Origin of the sequence: Methylomonas sp. TEB (genome assembly GCF_047777895.1) — a bacterium.
In the GTDB taxonomy this organism is placed as follows: domain Bacteria; phylum Pseudomonadota; class Gammaproteobacteria; order Methylococcales; family Methylomonadaceae; genus Methylomonas.
On record NZ_CP180476.1, the window covers coordinates 4,118,216 to 4,135,428 of the forward strand.

Sequence of the window (17,213 nt, forward strand, 5' to 3'; positions counted from 1 at the left end):
CACCGTTCTGACATATTTTCTTACGATTATATGTCTGGCAACATCCGGATGGGTATCCGCCCAGGAAACACTGCGGGTGCTCAGTTGGGACGGTTACGCCGATAGTGAAGTGGTTTCGGCATTCCAGCAGCGGTTCGACGTGGCGATAGAGTTAACCCTGGTAACGTCCGACGACGACCTTTGGCAGAAAATCAATGGTGGCAACTATGACGTATTTGCTGTCAATACTGCGGAATTGCAGCGTTATATCGATCAAGGCCTGAGCAGGCCGATCAGCATGACAAATATTCCCAACCATGCCCGGCAGTTGCCGCGTTTCCAAAACTTGCAAGCCATCCCCGGCCTGGTTCGCGGGAACGACACGTATGCCGTCCCTTACACCTACTCGGAAATGGGGCTGATCTATAACCGCAAACTCATTAACACTCCCCCCCAATCCATGTCGGCTATGTGGGACCCTGCCTATCGGGGCCGAGTATTGGCTTTTAACGCCAGTAATCACAATTTCTCCTTGGTCGGCTTATTAAGGGGCGTATCCAATCCGTTCCGGATGACAGATCCCGAGCTAAAACAGGCTGCTCGCGAATTGGCCAAGTTACGCCGTAATGTGCTGACCTTTTACGCGACCGCGGAGGAAGCGACCAGACTGTTTGTCAAATATGAAATAGCCTTGATTTTCGGTAATTACGGCACCCAGCAACTGAAAGCTCTGCGCGAAGCCGGTGCCGACATCGGCTATGTGATTCCCCGCGAAGGTGCGCTGGCCTGGCTGGATTGCTGGGCCATCACCCAAAATAGCCGGAACCCCGAGTTGGCAGAAAAATGGATCAATTACACCTTGGAAAAAGCAGTCAGCGAAACGCTAACCCAGCAACACGGCTTGGCAAACACCATTACAGCGCCGGAGAACGACAGCACCCAAAACCAACCCATCATTTGGCTGGAACCGATACTCAATCCGCTAGCGCGCAAAACGCTATGGGATAGAATCATTTCCGGCGAAGCGCCCGAGGCATTTTAAGTGCGCTCCAGCATAGGCATAAAACTGGGTTTCTGGCTGGCACTGCTAGGCACACTATCCACAGGCTTGACTGGTTATTATGTCTATGATCGCAGCCGGGCCATGCTGGTGGGAACCGCCAAGGATAAGCTGCTCAACGACACCCAAGCCGTGGGAAACCGATTTGCCGATGCGTTGGCAGCTACCGCCAGCAACGTCAAGTTTCTAAGCAATTTGCCGGTCAGCGCCGACATGGTCTCGGCAACACCTGACGCAAAGTTGGACATACTTAAAAATCAATTGGCGGAGATTTTTGTCAGCTTGCTGAATGCCCATCCCGAATACAGTCAAATCCGTTTGATCGACACGCAGCATTACGGCAAGGAATTAGTCAGAGTCGATAGGGATCAAGACAACCTCAAAGTGATTGCCGACGCGCAGCTACAAGAGAAAAACCATTTTCCTTACGTATTCGAAACCGTGCCGCTGGCTGCGGAGCAATATTACGTTTCGGAAATCAATTTAAATCAGGAATTAGGCACTCACCTGGGATTTGGTAAACCCACACTGCGGATAGCGATGCCCATCAAGTCGGCCACTACTACCATCGCAGTAATCGTCATCAATGTCGATTTACAAGGGCTATTCGAGCAAGTACGCGGCAATATTCCCGACGATATTGAATTGCTGCTCAGCAACGACAGAGGGGACTATTTAATTCACCCCGACACGGCAAAAACCTTTGGATTTGAGAGCGGCCGCAGTTTCCTGATTCAGAATGACATCCCGAACGTAAAAGCGATTCTGGCTGGCAAACAAGCGCATTCGGTATTCGCGACCAGCGATACGCAAAGTTTGGCCGCTTCTTCACTCGCCGCTTTCGTAAAACTGCCGTTGGGCTCGGAAAGCAGCGGACGCTTCGCCATGCTGGGTTTATATACGCCGCTGAAAAACGTTTTGCAGGAAAGTAAAGCTCTGGGAGTGAGCGTTATCGAAATAACCTTGTTGTTCAGCCTGCTGGCAAGTGCAATTTCGCTAATGTTGGCGCGCGTCCTGGCAAAACCGCTCAATTCGATGACCACCGCCATCGGTCAATTCAAGCTGGGCACGCCGCTGACCGGGTTACCGACGCACCGTAACGACGAAATCGGCTATCTGGCGAATAGTTTCATGTCGATGACCGAACAATTAAACTCGCAAATAGCCGAGTTACATGCCTCCGAAGCTAAGTTGCATGCCATTCTCGACAACGCCCCCGTCGGCATTTGGTTGGCCGACCTTGATACGCGCTTTTTGTTTGTAAACCATACTTTTTGCGATGCCCTTGGCCTGCCGGAAACCCGTTTAATTGCCAACGAACCATTGGCCGAGTTGTTCGGCGCGGAAATCGCAGCCCGTTTTTTAAGTGCCGATCAAGCGTGTTTAGCGCAAACAAATCAAGCACATCAGTCCCTCGAGCAAATAAAATTTGCCGATGGCAAACGGCACACCATACAAATAACCCGCACGCCATTGCAAGACATCAACAAAGAGACGGTCGGCATCATCGGCATAGCCATGGATATTACTGACCGCCAACAAGCGGCCAATCGTGAGCGCGCCCATAACCATGTGCTGGAATTAGTATCCAAAGGCGCGGCGCTGCCGGAGATCCTGCAAGCGGTGGTATTGGGTGTAGAGGCCCAAAATCCTGACTTAATTTGTTCGATATTGCTATTAAATAGCGAAGGTAATCGCTTGTTCATAGGCTCTGCACCGCATCTACCCGACTTCTACAATTCTGCTGTAGACGGCCTTTACGTAGGCCCCGGTATCGGCTCATGCGGTACGGCTGCGTATTTCGGCCAGCGAGTCATTGTCGAAGATATTCAAAACCATACTTATTGGGCGCCGTTTACCGAGCTTGCGGCTAGGGCCGGTTTAGGGTCCTGCTGGTCTGAACCGATACGTGGCGCGTCCGGCCAATTGTTGGGTACTTTTGGTATTTACCAGCGCCATCCCGCAGAGCCAGGAGCAGACGATATTCAGATGATTGAACAGGCCTCACATTTGGCCGGCATTGCAATCGACCGCAGCCGCAGCAATGAAGAACTGCAATTGGCGTCGTTAGTCTATCAAAACAGCAGCGAAGCGATGGCCGTGACCGACGCACAAGGCATGATTATCAATGTCAATCCGGCTTTCACCGCTTTGACCGGCTACACATTGGACGAAGTCATCGGTAAAAACCATAACATTCTGAACTCGGCGCGGCAGGGCGAACAGTTTTATCAAGCCATGTGGCAAGCCATCAACAGTAGCGGTCACTGGAAAGGCGAAATTTGGAATCGTCGGAAGAACGGCGAGATATTTGCTGAGCAACTGACCATCAATACCATATTTAGCGCAGATGGCCTGCCGCAGCGGCGAGTTGCGTTATTTTCCGACATCACCCAAAAGAAGCAGTCCGAAGAACTGATCTGGACCCAAGCCAATTTCGATCCGCTCACCGGCCTGCCCAACCGCCGCATGTTTCATGACAGGCTGGATCAAGAAATCAAAAAGGCACATCGCAGCGGCTTGCAGGTCGCTTTGATATTGCTTGATCTGGACCGTTTCAAGGAAGTTAACGATACGCTGGGTCACGATATGGGCGATTTATTGTTAAAAGATGCCTCGCAACGGCTGCTGCATTGCGTACGCGATTCCGATACTGTCGCCCGACTGGGCGGCGACGAATTCACAGTCATCCTCGGCGAACTTGATGATGCTGAGGATGCCGAACGGGTGGTCAAAAACATCCTGCAAAGACTCGCCGAACCTTTTCAGCTGAAAAGCAAAGTGGCCTACATCTCCGCCAGTATCGGCATCACCCTGTACCCGAAGGACGCGGAGAGAATCGATACCTTAATAAAAAACGCCGATCAGGCAATGTACGCAGCGAAACACCAGGGCCGTAATCGCTATTGTTATTTCACTCCATCAATGCAGGAAGCCGCTCTAGCGCGCATGCTGATTGCCGACGATTTGCGCCATGCTTTGGAGGCCAACCAATTTGAAGTATATTACCAGCCGGTCGTGGAACTGGGATCCGGCGCCATCCATAAAGCCGAAGCGCTGATCCGCTGGCAACACCCGACACGGGGCATGGTCAGCCCCAGCGAATTTGTGCATATTGCCGAAGATATAGGCCTGATTGCCGAAATCGGTACTTGGGTATTTAAACAAGCGGCAGGACAGGTCAAACAATGGCGTGCCCGATACCATCCGGACTTTCAGATCAGCGTCAACAAGTCGCCGATGCAGTTTTACGACGACCAGGCCCACGGCACTTGGCTGGAATACTTGCAAACACTTGAGCTGCCGGGACAAAGCATCGTCGCGGAAATTACCGAGGGCTTGCTGCTGGACGCCAGTAATGTGGTGAAAGATCAATTACTGGCTTTTCGAGACGCAGGGATACAAGTATCGCTGGACGATTTCGGCACCGGCTATTCGTCGCTGGCTTATCTGAAGAAATTCGATATCGACTATCTGAAAATAGATCAGTCTTTCGTCGGCAATTTGTCGCCGAATTCCAGCGACAAGATTCTCTGCGAAGCGATTATCGTGATGGCGCACAAGCTGGGGATGAAAGTCATCGCGGAAGGCATAGAAACGGAACAACAACGCCAACTTCTGATGGAAGCGGAGTGCGACTATGGGCAGGGCTATTTATTCTCCAAAGCCCTGCCGGCCGATGCGTTCGAGGAACTGCTAATGCTTAATGCCGCAGGCACCAGCGCGCAGAACACAGTTATTTGATCTTCAATTTCAGTAAATGCACTCGCCGATTGTCGGCCCGCAATACCTCGAAACAGAAATCGTCCAGCTCCACCTTCTCGCCTTTCTTCGGAAAATGTTCTAGACGCTGCACGATTAAACCGCCTAGCGTGTCGTATTCGTCGTCTTCCAATGCGGCGGAAAAATAATCGTTGAATTCTTCGATGGGTGTCAGCGCGCTGACGATAAATTCTTTCTCGCTACGCTGAGAAATAAATTCTTGTACTTCGTCGTCATCGTGTTCGTCTTCAATCTTGCCGACGATTTGCTCCAGGACGTCTTCAATCGTCACCAAGCCGGCGGCATTGCCGTATTCGTCGACGACGATGGCCATGTGGTTGCGCTCGGTGCGAAATTCTTTTAGTAACACATTTAAACGTTTGCTTTCCGGCACCACGTTGACCGGGCGCATCACATCCTCGACTTTCAGGGTTTTATCCTTTAAAGCATGAGCCAGTAAATCCTTGGCCAGCAAAACACCAACCACCTTACTGCGATCTTCCTCAATGACGGGAAAACGGGAATGAGCAAATTCGACCACTAAAGGAAAGATGGTTTCCAGTTCCGCTTCCCTGGGAACGACGACCATTTGCGAACGCGGAATCATGATGTCTCTGACCCGCATCTCCGCCACATGCATCACGCCTTCCATCATGGCCAGTGCGTCGGAGTCTAACAGATGTTTTTCTTGCGATTCTCTCAATATCTCCAGCAAGTCTTCCTGATCTTGCGGCTCCCCACTCAGAAAATGACCGATACGCTCGATCAAACTCTTATGGGGTTGACTACTCGGGGGGTTACCATCGCTCATTGCTTTCCATCCTCCATATAAGGGTTTGCTATACCTAATTTGCTCAAAATCTCAATCTCTAATGCTTCCATTTGTTCGGCATCCTGATCCTCTATGTGGTCATACCCTAGCAAATGCAATACGCCGTGTATAGTGATATGCGCCCAATGGTGCTCGGGCAATTTATTTTGCTGCGCAGCTTCCAGTGCAATCAGCGGTGCACAAATCACCAAATCGCCCAGCAAGTCCATGTCCATGCCCGCCGGGGCTTCAAAGGGAAAGCTCAGGATGTTAGTCGGTCCGTTTTTATGCCGATACTGCTGATTCAGCTCTGCGCTTTCCACATCGTCGACCAAACGAATCACCAACTCGCAGTCCGCATCATCCTCAAAGCTTGCTAGCCCGGCGTCCACCCATTGCTGAAACTGCTCGAGTTCGGGATGAGGTGCCGAAGTAGCAACTTGCATGTCGATATAATTCATAGACTACGCCGAGGGCATGTGCTCTTTTTCGTAGAGCTCGTAAGCGGCGACGATGCGCTGCACCAACGGATGTCGGACCACATCGCGCACCCCGAAAAAGGTAAAGCTGATACCGTCCACATCCTTCAGCACTTTCAACACATGTTTCAGACCGGACATTTTTTCGTTAGGCAAATCGATTTGCGTAACATCGCCGGTAATGACGGCGGTGGAACCGAAACCGATCCGGGTCAGAAACATCTTGATTTGTTCCACCGTCGTGTTTTGCGCCTCATCCAGAATAATAAACGAGTCGTTCAAGGTTCTACCGCGCATGAAGGCTAAGGGCGCCACTTCGATGACATTTTTTTCCAGCAATTTTTCGACGCGCTCGAAGCCCAACATGTCGTATAGCGCATCGTACAAGGGCCGCAAATAGGGGTCGACTTTCTGCGCCATATCGCCAGGGAGGAAACCTAACTTCTCGCCCGCTTCCACCGCCGGCCGTACCAAAATAATCCGCCGCACGGTCTCGTTTTGCAACGCATCAACCGCACACGCGACCGCCAGATAGGTTTTACCGGTACCCGCGGGACCGACACCGAAATTAATGTCGTGCGAAATGATCTTGCGCAAATAGTCCTGCTGATTAAAACCGCGACCCTTGATTACACCGCGCTTGGTTTTAATCGCCACCGGCTCCGATTTCACGCTCGGCATAGCCTGTAGTAACTGATCGATACTGGCATCCTGCAAACTCAAATGCACTTGCTCCGGGGTGATTTCTTCCCGCTCGGTCAATTCGAATAGTTTCTGAATCACCGCGCAAGCTGCTTTCACTGCGGCATCGACACCCGTGACCTTGAAATGATTGCTGCGATTGGCGATCTCCACCTGTAAGCGTTGCTCGATTTGGCGGATATGCGCATCCAACTGTCCGCAAAAATTGGACAGGCGTTGCGCATCGGCGGGTAACAGGGTAATTTCTTGAGAAAAATGGCCGGCGGTCAACACTAGGCGGTCTGCTTGATTTTTTCGATGGACGATTCCACCAGGCGACCCCGTAACGAATTGGGCAAGGCTTCGGCAATATACACGTCGACAAATTGCCCGATCAGGCGCGGGTGTCCGGCGAAATTGACGGCACGGTTATTTTCGGTCCGCCCGGTGAGATGCAACGGGTTTTTCTTGGAGATGCCCTCCACCAACACACTTTGCACGCTACCGATCATCGACTCCGAAATAGCCATGAACATTTCGTTCAGGCGGTCTTTCAAGCGTTTCAAGCGTTGTTCCTTAACGGCCATGCTGACATCGTCGGCAAAGTTGGCTGCCGGCGTACCGGGTCTGGCACTGAAGATAAAACTGTAAGACAGGTCGTAACCGACTTCCTCGATCAAGGCCATGGTATCTTCAAAATCTTCTTCGGTTTCGCCGGGAAAGCCGACGATAAAATCCGACGACAAACTGATGCCTGGCCGCACCGCTTTCATCTTGCGCATGATTTCCAGATAATCTTCGCGCCTATGGCCGCGCTTCATTTCCGCCAAAATGCGGTTGCTGCCGCTCTGCACGGGCAAATGCAAATGATTGACCAGCTGCGGAATTTCGGCAAACGCTTCGATAATATCGTCAGTGAATTCTAAAGGATGCGATGTCGTGAAACGAATTCGGTCTATACCATCGACCGCGGCAACGCAATGCAACAACAGCGCAAAGCTAGCCACATCGCCGTCTTCCATCGCGCCGCGATAAGCATTAACGTTTTGACCAAGCAGATTGATCTCGCGCACACCTTGTCTAGCCAGCGTTTCGATTTCGGCAATTACATCGTTCAGCGGCCGGCTGACTTCTTCTCCGCGGGTGTAAGGCACTACGCAATAGGTACAGTACTTACTGCAACCTTCCATCACCGATACGTAAGCCTTGGGCCCTTCCGCACGCGGTTCCGGTAAATTATCGAATTTTTCGATTTCGGGGAAAGAAATATCTACGACATGTTTACCGCCGCTACGCGCTTGATTTAACAACTCAGGCAAGCGGTGCAGGGTTTGCGGACCAAACACAATGTCTACATACGGCGCGCGCTTTTGCAGGGCCGCACCTTCCTGGCTGGCTACGCAGCCACCAACACCAATAATCACACCGGGACGTTTATCTTTGATTTTTTTCCAGCGCCCCACGGCGGAAAATACCTTTTCCTGAGCTTTTTCGCGGATCGAACAAGTGTTTAGCAGCAGCACATCGGCTTGTTCCGGAATGTCGGTCAATTCCATGCCGTGCGATGCGATCAATACGTCCCGCATCTTATCGGAATCGTATTCGTTCATTTGACAGCCGTTAGTCTGTATATAAAGTTTTTGCGCCATGCTTGATGAGATACCTCAACTACTCTCACTAACAAAAAACCCCCGTCTCGCGACGGGGGCTCGTAATGGCCGGATTATAAACCCAATTTTCGGCAAATGCTTGTTTTATACGGCAATCCCCACTTGTAGGGCCTCGAACCAATCCAGAAAACGCTTCACATCATCGCCTTTGAACATCCGACCATGTTGCGGGGCCAGTATGTCGATATCCAACTTCCTGACCCGATCAATCCAGGCGCGCTTAGCTTGATTAGAGGGCATCCAACGCTGATGGAAAAAACGCATTTTATCGACGTGCATATCGAAGTTGTCCACAAAGACGGGCGTTCCAGGCGCTTCCAAGGCTGCACCGACATCGCCGGACATCAGGATTTTGGCGTGTGGATCATAAATATGGAAATTAGCGGAGGCATGCAGATAGTGAGCGGGAACAATCTGCAATTCGGTAGTACCGAGATTGATGACTCCGCCATGGTCGGGAATCGGTACATATTCGATAGTTTCGCAGCCGAAGTGCCTTAAAAAACCTTCCCATAATGCTGAGGCATGCAGCTTGGCATTGGGCAGCGCTTGATCCCATAAACCCAAAGATGAAATGATGTCCGGATCTTGATGCGAGGCGAACAAATCAGTAATTTCCTCGACCGGCGCATGGTGTAATACCGCCGCCAGCATTGGCGCAAACAGCTCTATGCCGCCGGGATCGATCAAAAGGCAGCGATTGGCCGTCCTTACCATATATTGGTTGGTATCAATAATTTTCTCGGGCTTGTGTGCGTCGCGGCCAAACATTATCCATTGATAAGCGCCCTCATAAATTTTGGTCATTCTCATGCTAACTGTACCTCTTGGCCATACTGGGTTTGATGGGTGCGCTATTCGGCGACGTTTATAATCGTCAATGCACTCCGGCATTTATGTACTTTGTCGTTGATTATTTGCGCGGCGTTATCGACGCTTTCAGCGACCGCTTGCAGACTTTGCAGATACTCTCCCGCTTGCGACGCTTCTATCCGGGAGTTGGCAGCAATCACCCGCGCCGCCCTGGCCGGATGCATCACATCCGCCAACTTAATCAGTAATTCCGAAACCTGGATAATAAACTCTCGATGACAAATCTGCGTTCTTAACCTGACTTCCTGCAATGGGGTGGCTAAGGAGTCGGCATATCTGGCTCCGACAGCCAACTGCCCCACTTTCTCGAAGCGTCTGCATGCTTCGGTCATGCGCTGTTCATTGACTGTCAGACGATAAAGATGGAATGCGTATTCGTTGATGTTATTGACCAATTCGATCGTATCCTTAGCCAATTCGTTTATGAAGTCCGTGATGGGTTGGAAGCCCTTGGCCTTTTCACCGGCGCGGAAAGCAATCGCTTTGGCATTGGCTGCCGCGAGAGAAATTTCCTTGGCCACTTCCATCACCGCGCTCAATTCGGCGGCTATGGAAGCCACGGCGACAAATTGGGACTTGGTTTGATTGACTTGCATACTGAAAGACCCTCAGATCGACGATAAATTTATTTATAGCTTAGCCGACAAATAAATCCCCGTGCTATTTGAGTTTCCAATAAATGCGCGTCAACCCCGGTTATTTAGGTCGATAATGAGTTGGATCGGTCACACCCAGATTTTGGAAACCGGCCGCGCGCAATCTGCAGGCATCGCACACACCGCAGGCTCTGCCTTTGATATCCGCTGAATAACAGGAAACGGTATCGGCATAATCGACGCCAAGCGCCAGACCTTGTCGAATAATTTCGGCTTTACTCAGTGCTATCAGCGGCGTGTGAATTTGAATTTTATGGCCCTCCACCCCGGCTTTGGTGCCCAGGTTGGCCATATCTTGAAAAGCTTTGATAAATTCTGGCCGACAATCGGGGTAACCGGAATAATCGACGGCATTCACGCCGATGAATACGTCGTGAGCGTTCACCACTTCCGCCCAACCCAGAGCAAACGCCAGAAATATAGTATTTCTGGCCGGCACATACGTTACTGGAATACCGGCTTGCGGTGAAGTCGGCACATCGATCCGAGCGTCTGTCAACGCGGAACCGCCTATTGCGCTCAAGCCGAGATTGATAATCTTATGGTCGGCGACCTGGTAATGCTTGGCAATCCTCCTCGACGCTTCCAATTCGGCATTATGGCGCTGGCCATAATCGAAACTCAGAGCGTAGCAAGTAAACCCTTGTTGTTTGGCAAGTGCCAGGACCGTTATAGAATCCAGGCCACCGGACAATAAAATAATTGCCGGCCTGGAACTGCTGTTATTTTCCACGCGCGTCGTTCCAAAGAAATTTATGTAATTGAATTTGAAACCGAACCTGCAGTTGGTCGGCCAAAATACGCTCAGCCAGCTCGGTCGGCGACATCACATCCATCACCGGCGAGAACAGTACTTGGCAATGTTCAACTAAGCGATACAACTCAAGTTGCTGCTTGGCCCATTGGTAATCGGCAGCATCGGCAATCACGAATTTGACTTGATCGTGGGACGTTAAATACTGGATATTGTCATAGCGATTGCGCTCAAGCTCTCCGGAACTCGGCGTCTTCAGATCCATGACTTTACTGACCCGACTATCAACCATCGATACATCCAAGGCACCGCTGGTTTCCAGCGAAACCTGGTAACCAGTATCGAGCAGTCTAACCATTAAAGGATTGCAGCCCGGTTGTGCTAAAGGTTCGCCGCCGGTTACCGTGACATAGCGGGTGTTGTAACGGCTAACTTGCAAGAGAATGTCATCGATGCTGAGTTTCTCGCCGCCAGTAAACGCATATGCGGTATCGCAATAGGAACAGCGCAAGGGACAGCCGGTCAAGCGAATAAATACGGTGGGTAACCCCACCGTATTCGCTTCACCCTGTAGTGAATAGAATATTTCGGTAATACGTAGCGTTTGCTCCATCCCAACGCCAATTTATTGCGGCATTTGCGCCAGCTTTTTTTCCGCCAAATGAGCGGCAGTGGTGCCTGGATAGCTGGTCGTCACCCGCGTCAGATAATCGCGAGCTTTTGCGGCGTTTTGCAGATCGAATTCGATATAACCCAATTTCAGCAAGGCATCCGGCACTTTAGAACTATTGGGATATTGGCTGACCACCTTATTGAACGCGCCTCGCGCCGCATCGAATTCCCGATTGATCTTATACGCCTCCGCCAACCAATACTGAGAATTGTCGGCAAACTCGCCGGCCGGAAAATCTTTCAGCAAATCCTGAAACATTTTGATGGCTTGAGCATTGTGGCCGTTACGCAAAGTGTCGTAAGCCGATTGATACCTTTCCTTTTCGTTGCCTTGTGCCGCCGTCGCGGTCGGCTTATTGTCCACTACCGACGCAACCGGAGCTGGTGTCGCAGCTGCAACTGGCGCCGGAGCTGGTGCGACCGGGGCCGCTGGCGTAGCGGGTTGAGCCGCTGTAACCGGCGATTGTCCAGCCGCAGCAGTATCTGCAGGAATTGGCGCAGGCGTTTGACTCGGCGGCGTTTGCCCGCCCGCGGTAAGCGCCTGCATCCGATCATCCAGATCGGAGTACATATTGCTTTGTTTTCTTTGCAAATCGGCGATGGTCTGGGATTGCTCCTCGACCATGCCGCGCAATTGCTGCACTTCCGACTGTAACTGCTCCAATCTACCCAACACTTCAAAAATAGCATTGTCAGTGGCGGCCGGCTGTGCATAAGCATTCCCAGCCGGGTAACCCGCACCGTTAGGCGCAGCATCAGCTCCGGCAGTTAAGCCAAAACCGAGACTCAGTATCAGAAGCGCACGCTTACTCATTGATAGCCAACTTCCACGCGGCGATTTTGTTGCCACGCCGACTCGTCATGACCGGAAACAGCGGGCTTTTCTTCACCGTAGCTCACCACTTCCAATTGGCCGGCAGTAACGCCTTGCGAGCGCATCATTCTTTCCACCGATTTGGCCCGTTGCTCGCCCAGTGCGATGTTGTATTCGCTGGAACCACGCTCGTCGGCATGACCGGATAGAATCACGTGCTGGTTTGGGTGTGAAGCCAAATAACGGGCATGCGCCGCAACAACAGGTACGTAGTCTTGTTTGACTTGGCTGCTATCCAATTCAAAATAAATCACTTGTTTGGACAACGGATTGTTAGGATCGCTGAACTCAGGACCCAGGTTCGCGCCGGAACCGGAGCCAAAGCTGCTGCCATTGCCTGAACCGAATTGGCTGCCGGACATGGAACCGTCATTGTAACCGCTGGTAGATGCATCGGTACCTTGGGTAGAATCGGCCAAACCTTCTTCTTCGGTTGAGCTACAGCCTGTTGTTACCAAAATCGCAGTCATGGCCAAAGCCAAATAGGTTTTGTTAAATCTCATCAATTTTCTCCAAATATTAAGTAAAACTCAGGTGACGATAGTGTGAGGGCTATCGCGCTTGCAATCAAGGTGCCCAGGCCGGTTCACGGACCTCGCCACTCTCGAAGGCCAATTTCTGTTGCATCGCGCCATCGGTAGACACCACCGATAAGGCCGAGCGCCCGCCGCGATTCGCGGCAAACAAGACCATGCTGCCATTAGGCGCAAAACTGGGCGATTCGTCAAGATTACCCTCGGTCAGCACGTTCACAGTGCGCGAGGCCATGTCCATAACCGCAATCTTATAGCCACCGCCACTACCCGTTACCATCGCCAGACTTCTGCCGTCAGCGGAAAAACGGCCTCTGGCGTTATAGTCGCCCTGGAATGTAACCCGGCTAGCTTTGCCCCCCGAAGCTGGCATCAAATAAAGCTGCGGTTTGCCGCCTTGATCAGACGTAAACAAGATAGAGCTGCCATCCGGCGACCAGGTCGGCTCGGTATCGATAGATAAACTGTTGGTCAAGCGCGTCAAAGAGCGGCTACCCAAGTTCAAAACGTAAATATCGGGACTGCCGTCCTTAGAAAGCGTAACCGCCAGACGACTACCGTCCGGTGAAAAAGCCGGCGCACCGTTGATGCCCGGATAAGAGGAAACGCTTTCACGTTGTCCCGTCGCCAAAGTCTGCACCCAGATTTCCGAACGTTTGGTGTGGAAGGATACATAAGCGATTTTGCTGCCGTCCGGTGACCAAGCCGGCGCCATAATAGGTTCCGGAGATTCGGCAATAGTCCGGGGGTTATAACCATCGGCATCGGCCACTTGCAGCATGAACTGCTTGCCATTGCCGCGGCGAACGCTGGTGACATAAGCAATCCGGGTATTGAATGCGCCTTTGCGGCCGGTCAGTTTTTCGTAAATCAGATCACTGATGTGATGCGCGGCACGACGCAATTCGTTGGCACCGGCCGTCAAACGGTAACCCATCAATAACTGGCCGTTATGCACATTAAACAAATGAAACTGGATATTGTAGCTACCGCCATTACCGACCACTTGGCCTATCGCCATATAGTCTTGGCCTAGTACTTGCCAATCCTTGAAATTAACCCGCTCGGGTTCGCTAGGTTTGGTCAACATGTCGTCTTCCGACAAGGTTTTAAAGAAACCGCTGCCACCCAAATCAGAACTGATGACATCGGACAATTTAACATTGCCGATAGAGCCTTGTTGGGCAAACGGCACGATGGCGATAGGCACCGCAGTTTGCGACCCTTTAGTGATTTCTATGGTTAAACCGGCCGCCTGCGCCACTGTGAACATCCCAGCCAAAATGCCGCCGACTAACATTCTTGTGATTAACATCATTCTCTCGTTTCCGTTTTACTGATTATTCCGGTTTAAACACGAAGGTAAAAACTCTAAATTCCTGATTAAATAAATTTCTATCTTGCGGTACCGGCAAAGGCGAGGCTTTTCTCACTGCATTCTCCGCCGAACGGTCAAAAATCGGATCGCCGCTGCTACCAATCACCACCGCATCCATCACATCGCCGCTAGCCAGCAATTTTACCTGAATTGTGCATCTCAAGCCTTGCGTTGCGTTGATCGGCCGCGTCCAGGCCCCTTCCACTTTGCGCGCTATCATCTGTTTGGCAGAATCGACTGCTTGCTTATCCGATGCCGCTTTTGCCGCAGCCGCCGCGGCTGCTTCCGCAGCCTGCCGTTCTTTTTCCGCTTTTTCAGTCGCCGCTATCGCAGCTTGGCGCTCTTGTTCTGCTTTGGCTTTTGCCGCCGCTTCTGCAGCAAGTCTTTCTTTCTCAGCCTTCTCTGCCTTTTCCGCAGCCAGTTTGGCCTGACGTTCTTTTTCAGCCTTGGCTTTGGCTTCCGCTTCGGCAGCCATGCGTTCTTTTTCGGCCTTTTCCGCCGCTATTTTGGCTTGGCGTTCTTTCTCCGCCTTCTCGGCAGCGAGTTGTTTGTCCTTTTCGGCTTTGGCCCTGGCCTCGGCTTCAGCAGCTTGCTTGGCTTTTTCCGCATTAAGAGCGGCCTGTTTCTCCTTCTCGGCCTTGGCTTTTTCGTCAGCTAATTGCCTTTCCTTTTCCGCCTTTGCCTTGGCTTCCGCTTGCTTTGCTTGTTCCTGACGCTTGGCTTCTTCGCTCTTTTGCTCCTGCAGTTTCTTTTGCTGCTCCAGAGCCTTTTGTTCCTGTAACTTCTTTTCCTGCTCCAGCTTTTTGATTTCCGCTTCCTGCTGCTGTTTCTCTCGCGCCGCTTCCGCCAGTTTTTGTTCCTTCAACTTGGCTTCGCGTTCCATTTCCTGTTGTTTTTGCTTTTCCAGCAATTTCTGTTTCTCTACTTCCCTTTGTTTTTCCGCCAACTCCTTCTGTTTTTCCAGTTCGGCTTGTTTCTGTTTTTCCGCGACTTCCTTTTGTTTGTCCAGTTCGGCCTGTTTCTGCTTTTCCGCGGCTTCCTTGGCTTTTTTCTGTTCGAGAGCTTGCCGTTCCTTGGCCTCCTCTAACTTTTTTTCCTCTTCCTTACGCTTCGCAGCGAGCTGTTCCTGCATCTTCTTTTCTTCTAATGCTTCCTGCTTGCGCTTTTCGGCGGCTTCCTGAATTTTTTGCTCTTCAAGCACACGTTGCTTTTTAGCTTGCTGCAACAACTGCTCTTCGGCTTTTCTGGCGTTTTCCAGTTGCTCTTGATGCTGTTTCTCGGCTTGCTGCTTGTTTGTTTCGTTCTGCTTTAAGCGCTCGGCTTCCGCATCGATTTCCGCGCCGTCCAGTACAGTCGCTTCAATAATGTCCGCAGGCGGCGACATTTGCGCGTCGTCAGTCTCGGTGAGAAAACTGAAACTGAACAACAACACGATCAAAATATGTAGCGCTATCGCCTGCGCGAGCGAAGGTTTAAAACTTTTCATGGTGGTGATTATTTGCTGTCAGGCGGCGGCGCGGTCATCAAGCCCACTTTGGGGGCGCCGGTTTTCTTCAGTTCCACCATCACTTTGACGATGCTACCGTAATCCACTTCATGGTCGCCACGCACGTAGAGCTGGGCTTTGGGATTATTTCTGAAAACCGCCGCGACTCTGGTTTTAACCGTATCGACATCGACAGGCGTATCGGCTTCTTCATCGCCGTTGCCAATATCGACGTATAAACTGCCGTCCTTTTTGATGGAAACGATCACCGGCACCTGATCTTGTAAATCCACAGACTCAGCCTCGGCTTGCGGCAACTCGACATCGACACCGGTTTGCACCAGCGGCGCGGTAATCATGAATATCATCAACAGCACGAAGGTAACGTCGATATAGGGTACGACGTTGATTTCGGCCATTACCCCGCGTTTTTTTCGCGATCTGCGATTGCTGCCGCCCACATTCATTTGCTGTGCGCCTGTCTTTGTAGTAATACCACGAACTCGTCGACGAATAACTCGTAACGGCCGGCCAAGCGATCCAAACGGGTAGAGAAGCGGTTATAGGCAATTACCGCTGGAATCGCCGCGAACAAACCAATCGCGGTGGCAATTAACGCTTCTGAAATACCTGGAGCGACATTCGCCAAGGTAGCATTTTTAATTTCGCCCAAAGCGCGGAACGAGTTCATGATGCCCCAGACAGTGCCAAACAAACCGATATACGGACTGGTCGAACCGACTGTCGCCAAAAACGGCAAAGTCTCGTCCAACCTATCCAACTCGCGGGACAATTCGATACGCATGGCCCGTTGCGCACTTTCGACCTGGACAGAGGGTTCGACATCGCCTTTCTGGCGCATCCGTGCGAACTCGCGGTAGCCGGCTAGAAAGATTTTTTCGATACCTTCCGGCTCGAACCGGTCGCTGGACATCTTTTTATACAACTCGGCCAAACCGACGCCAGACCAAAACTCCTCTTCGAAATCGTCGGTAATGGCTATGGCCTGTTTCAATTCTTTCCGTTTGGAGAAGATGAAGGTCCAGGACGCAACCGATGCCGATAACAGAATGAACATAACAAACTGCACGACGATACTGGCTTCTTTGACCAGCGTCAGGATGGATAAATCGGTATTCATTAGTTTAAATGTTCCAAAATAGCAGAGGGAATAAGTTTGGGCTTCATGCTTTGCGCATCAAGACAGGCAATCCGGATTTCACCCGTACATAACGTGTCTTGTTGCCGGGTGATCGCTTGTTCAAAGGTAAAATTAGTTTTTTTGTACTCAATAACTTTTGCGCTAACGTCTAAAAGTTCGTTAAAGCGGGCGGGTTTTAAATAGTCTACTTTCACGGAACGGACTACAAAAATCAGGTTTTGTTCGGCTAGAAGATTATCCTGTTCAAAACCCACACTACGCAACATTTCGGTTCTGGCACGTTCAAAAAACTTCAAATAATTCGCATAAAACACTACGCCGCCCGCATCGGTATCTTCGTAATATACTCGTACCGGCCAGTTAAATTCTTTCATTCGTCTCTT

General features: G+C 51.1%; 17 protein-coding genes. 2 read left to right on the forward strand and 15 right to left on the reverse strand.

Features of this window, described 5'->3' with window-relative positions; all coding sequences use genetic code 11:
• Positions 1-76 precede the first annotated feature (76 nt).
• Both ACMXD4_RS18465 and ACMXD4_RS18470 read left to right on the forward strand, forming a co-directional pair.
• A complete protein-coding gene (locus ACMXD4_RS18465; protein ID WP_415879050.1) occupies positions 77-1,021 on the forward strand; it encodes an extracellular solute-binding protein in 945 nt (314 codons plus the stop codon).
• Complete coding sequence (locus ACMXD4_RS18470) at positions 1,022-4,783, forward strand: EAL domain-containing protein (protein ID WP_415879051.1); 3,762 nt, start codon at positions 1,022-1,024, stop codon at positions 4,781-4,783.
• Here ACMXD4_RS18470 and ACMXD4_RS18475 read toward each other — a convergent pair.
• The 15 genes from ACMXD4_RS18475 to ybgC form a co-directional block, all read right to left on the reverse strand.
• A complete protein-coding gene (locus tag ACMXD4_RS18475; RefSeq protein ID WP_033158342.1) occupies positions 4,776-5,612 on the reverse strand; it encodes an HlyC/CorC family transporter in 837 nt (278 codons plus the stop codon). The two genes, ACMXD4_RS18470 and ACMXD4_RS18475, sit on opposite strands and share 8 nt — an antisense overlap.
• The gene (gene ybeY, locus ACMXD4_RS18480; RefSeq protein ID WP_415879052.1) at positions 5,609-6,073 is read right to left on the reverse strand and encodes an rRNA maturation RNase YbeY; all 465 of its coding nucleotides are present in this window, start codon (positions 6,071-6,073) and stop codon (positions 5,609-5,611) included. Before ybeY ends, ACMXD4_RS18475 begins: the two co-directional genes overlap by 4 nt.
• Before the next feature lie 3 nt (positions 6,074-6,076).
• Positions 6,077-7,066, reverse strand: coding sequence for a PhoH family protein (locus ACMXD4_RS18485; protein WP_171694312.1), 990 nt, complete (start codon positions 7,064-7,066; stop codon positions 6,077-6,079).
• Entirely contained in the window at positions 7,066-8,421 is a 1,356-nt protein-coding gene (gene miaB / locus ACMXD4_RS18490; RefSeq protein ID WP_171694311.1) for a tRNA (N6-isopentenyl adenosine(37)-C2)-methylthiotransferase MiaB, read from the reverse strand. Before miaB ends, ACMXD4_RS18485 begins: the two co-directional genes overlap by 1 nt.
• A 105-nt stretch (positions 8,422-8,526) precedes the next feature.
• Positions 8,527-9,255: an MBL fold metallo-hydrolase gene (locus tag ACMXD4_RS18495; protein ID WP_171694310.1), complete on the reverse strand. Its 729-nt coding sequence runs from the start codon at positions 9,253-9,255 to the stop codon at positions 8,527-8,529.
• Positions 9,256-9,296: 41 nt separating this feature from the next.
• Positions 9,297-9,911, reverse strand: a complete 615-nt coding sequence (locus ACMXD4_RS18500) for a hypothetical protein (protein ID WP_033158338.1) — start codon at positions 9,909-9,911, stop codon at positions 9,297-9,299.
• A 100-nt stretch (positions 9,912-10,011) separates the two neighbouring features.
• The gene (gene queC / locus ACMXD4_RS18505; RefSeq protein WP_171694309.1) at positions 10,012-10,704 is read right to left on the reverse strand and encodes a 7-cyano-7-deazaguanine synthase QueC; all 693 of its coding nucleotides are present in this window, start codon (positions 10,702-10,704) and stop codon (positions 10,012-10,014) included.
• The gene (queE, locus tag ACMXD4_RS18510; RefSeq protein ID WP_101054552.1) at positions 10,694-11,338 is read right to left on the reverse strand and encodes a 7-carboxy-7-deazaguanine synthase QueE; all 645 of its coding nucleotides are present in this window, start codon (positions 11,336-11,338) and stop codon (positions 10,694-10,696) included. Before queE ends, queC begins: the two co-directional genes overlap by 11 nt.
• A gap of 12 nt (positions 11,339-11,350) precedes the next feature.
• Positions 11,351-12,211 carry a tol-pal system protein YbgF gene (gene ybgF / locus ACMXD4_RS18515; protein ID WP_033158335.1) on the reverse strand — a complete coding sequence of 287 codons (861 nt, stop codon included), beginning with the start codon at positions 12,209-12,211 and terminating at the stop codon, positions 11,351-11,353.
• On the reverse strand, positions 12,208-12,774 hold the full coding sequence (pal, locus tag ACMXD4_RS18520; RefSeq protein ID WP_033158334.1) for a peptidoglycan-associated lipoprotein Pal: 567 nt from the start codon (positions 12,772-12,774) through the stop codon (positions 12,208-12,210). The genes ybgF and pal overlap by 4 nt, the downstream gene beginning before the upstream one ends.
• Before the next feature lie 64 nt (positions 12,775-12,838).
• Complete coding sequence (gene tolB, locus ACMXD4_RS18525; protein ID WP_225893123.1) at positions 12,839-14,104, reverse strand: Tol-Pal system beta propeller repeat protein TolB; 1,266 nt, start codon at positions 14,102-14,104, stop codon at positions 12,839-12,841.
• A gap of 40 nt (positions 14,105-14,144) precedes the next feature.
• A complete protein-coding gene (gene tolA / locus ACMXD4_RS18530) occupies positions 14,145-15,668 on the reverse strand; it encodes a cell envelope integrity protein TolA (RefSeq protein ID WP_415879053.1) in 1,524 nt (507 codons plus the stop codon).
• Positions 15,669-15,676: 8 nt separating this feature from the next.
• Positions 15,677-16,087 carry a protein TolR gene (gene tolR, locus ACMXD4_RS18535; RefSeq protein WP_225587463.1) on the reverse strand — a complete coding sequence of 137 codons (411 nt, stop codon included), beginning with the start codon at positions 16,085-16,087 and terminating at the stop codon, positions 15,677-15,679.
• 44 nt (positions 16,088-16,131) lie between these two features.
• Positions 16,132-16,809 carry a protein TolQ gene (gene tolQ / locus ACMXD4_RS18540; RefSeq protein WP_020483188.1) on the reverse strand — a complete coding sequence of 226 codons (678 nt, stop codon included), beginning with the start codon at positions 16,807-16,809 and terminating at the stop codon, positions 16,132-16,134.
• Positions 16,809-17,204 (reverse strand): tol-pal system-associated acyl-CoA thioesterase, encoded by a 396-nt coding sequence (ybgC, locus tag ACMXD4_RS18545; RefSeq protein ID WP_033158331.1) that lies wholly within the window; start codon positions 17,202-17,204, stop codon positions 16,809-16,811. Before ybgC ends, tolQ begins: the two co-directional genes overlap by 1 nt.
• Positions 17,205-17,213 lie beyond the last annotated feature (9 nt).

Excerpts from the sequence above, each read along its gene's own strand:
- tolQ (WP_020483188.1), bottom strand. The coding sequence starts at position 16,809 with ATGAATACCGATTTATCCATCCTGACGCTGGTCAAAGAAGCCAGTATC.
- ybgF (WP_033158335.1), bottom strand. The coding sequence starts at position 12,211 with ATGAGTAAGCGTGCGCTTCTGATACTGAGTCTCGGTTTTGGCTTAACT.
- miaB (WP_171694311.1), bottom strand. The coding sequence starts at position 8,421 with ATGGCGCAAAAACTTTATATACAGACTAACGGCTGTCAAATGAACGAA.
- ACMXD4_RS18495 (WP_171694310.1), bottom strand. The coding sequence starts at position 9,255 with ATGAGAATGACCAAAATTTATGAGGGCGCTTATCAATGGATAATGTTT.
- tolB (WP_225893123.1), bottom strand. The coding sequence starts at position 14,104 with ATGTTAGTCGGCGGCATTTTGGCTGGGATGTTCACAGTGGCGCAGGCG.
- tolR (WP_225587463.1), bottom strand. The coding sequence starts at position 16,087 with ATGGCCGAAATCAACGTCGTACCCTATATCGACGTTACCTTCGTGCTG.
- queE (WP_101054552.1), bottom strand. The coding sequence starts at position 11,338 with ATGGAGCAAACGCTACGTATTACCGAAATATTCTATTCACTACAGGGT.
- ACMXD4_RS18475 (WP_033158342.1), bottom strand. The coding sequence starts at position 5,612 with ATGAGCGATGGTAACCCCCCGAGTAGTCAACCCCATAAGAGTTTGATC.
- tolA (WP_415879053.1), bottom strand. The coding sequence starts at position 15,668 with ATGAAAAGTTTTAAACCTTCGCTCGCGCAGGCGATAGCGCTACATATT.
- ybgC (WP_033158331.1), bottom strand. The coding sequence starts at position 17,204 with ATGAAAGAATTTAACTGGCCGGTACGAGTATATTACGAAGATACCGAT.
- ybeY (WP_415879052.1), bottom strand. The coding sequence starts at position 6,073 with ATGAATTATATCGACATGCAAGTTGCTACTTCGGCACCTCATCCCGAA.
- ACMXD4_RS18500 (WP_033158338.1), bottom strand. The coding sequence starts at position 9,911 with ATGCAAGTCAATCAAACCAAGTCCCAATTTGTCGCCGTGGCTTCCATA.
- pal (WP_033158334.1), bottom strand. The coding sequence starts at position 12,774 with ATGAGATTTAACAAAACCTATTTGGCTTTGGCCATGACTGCGATTTTG.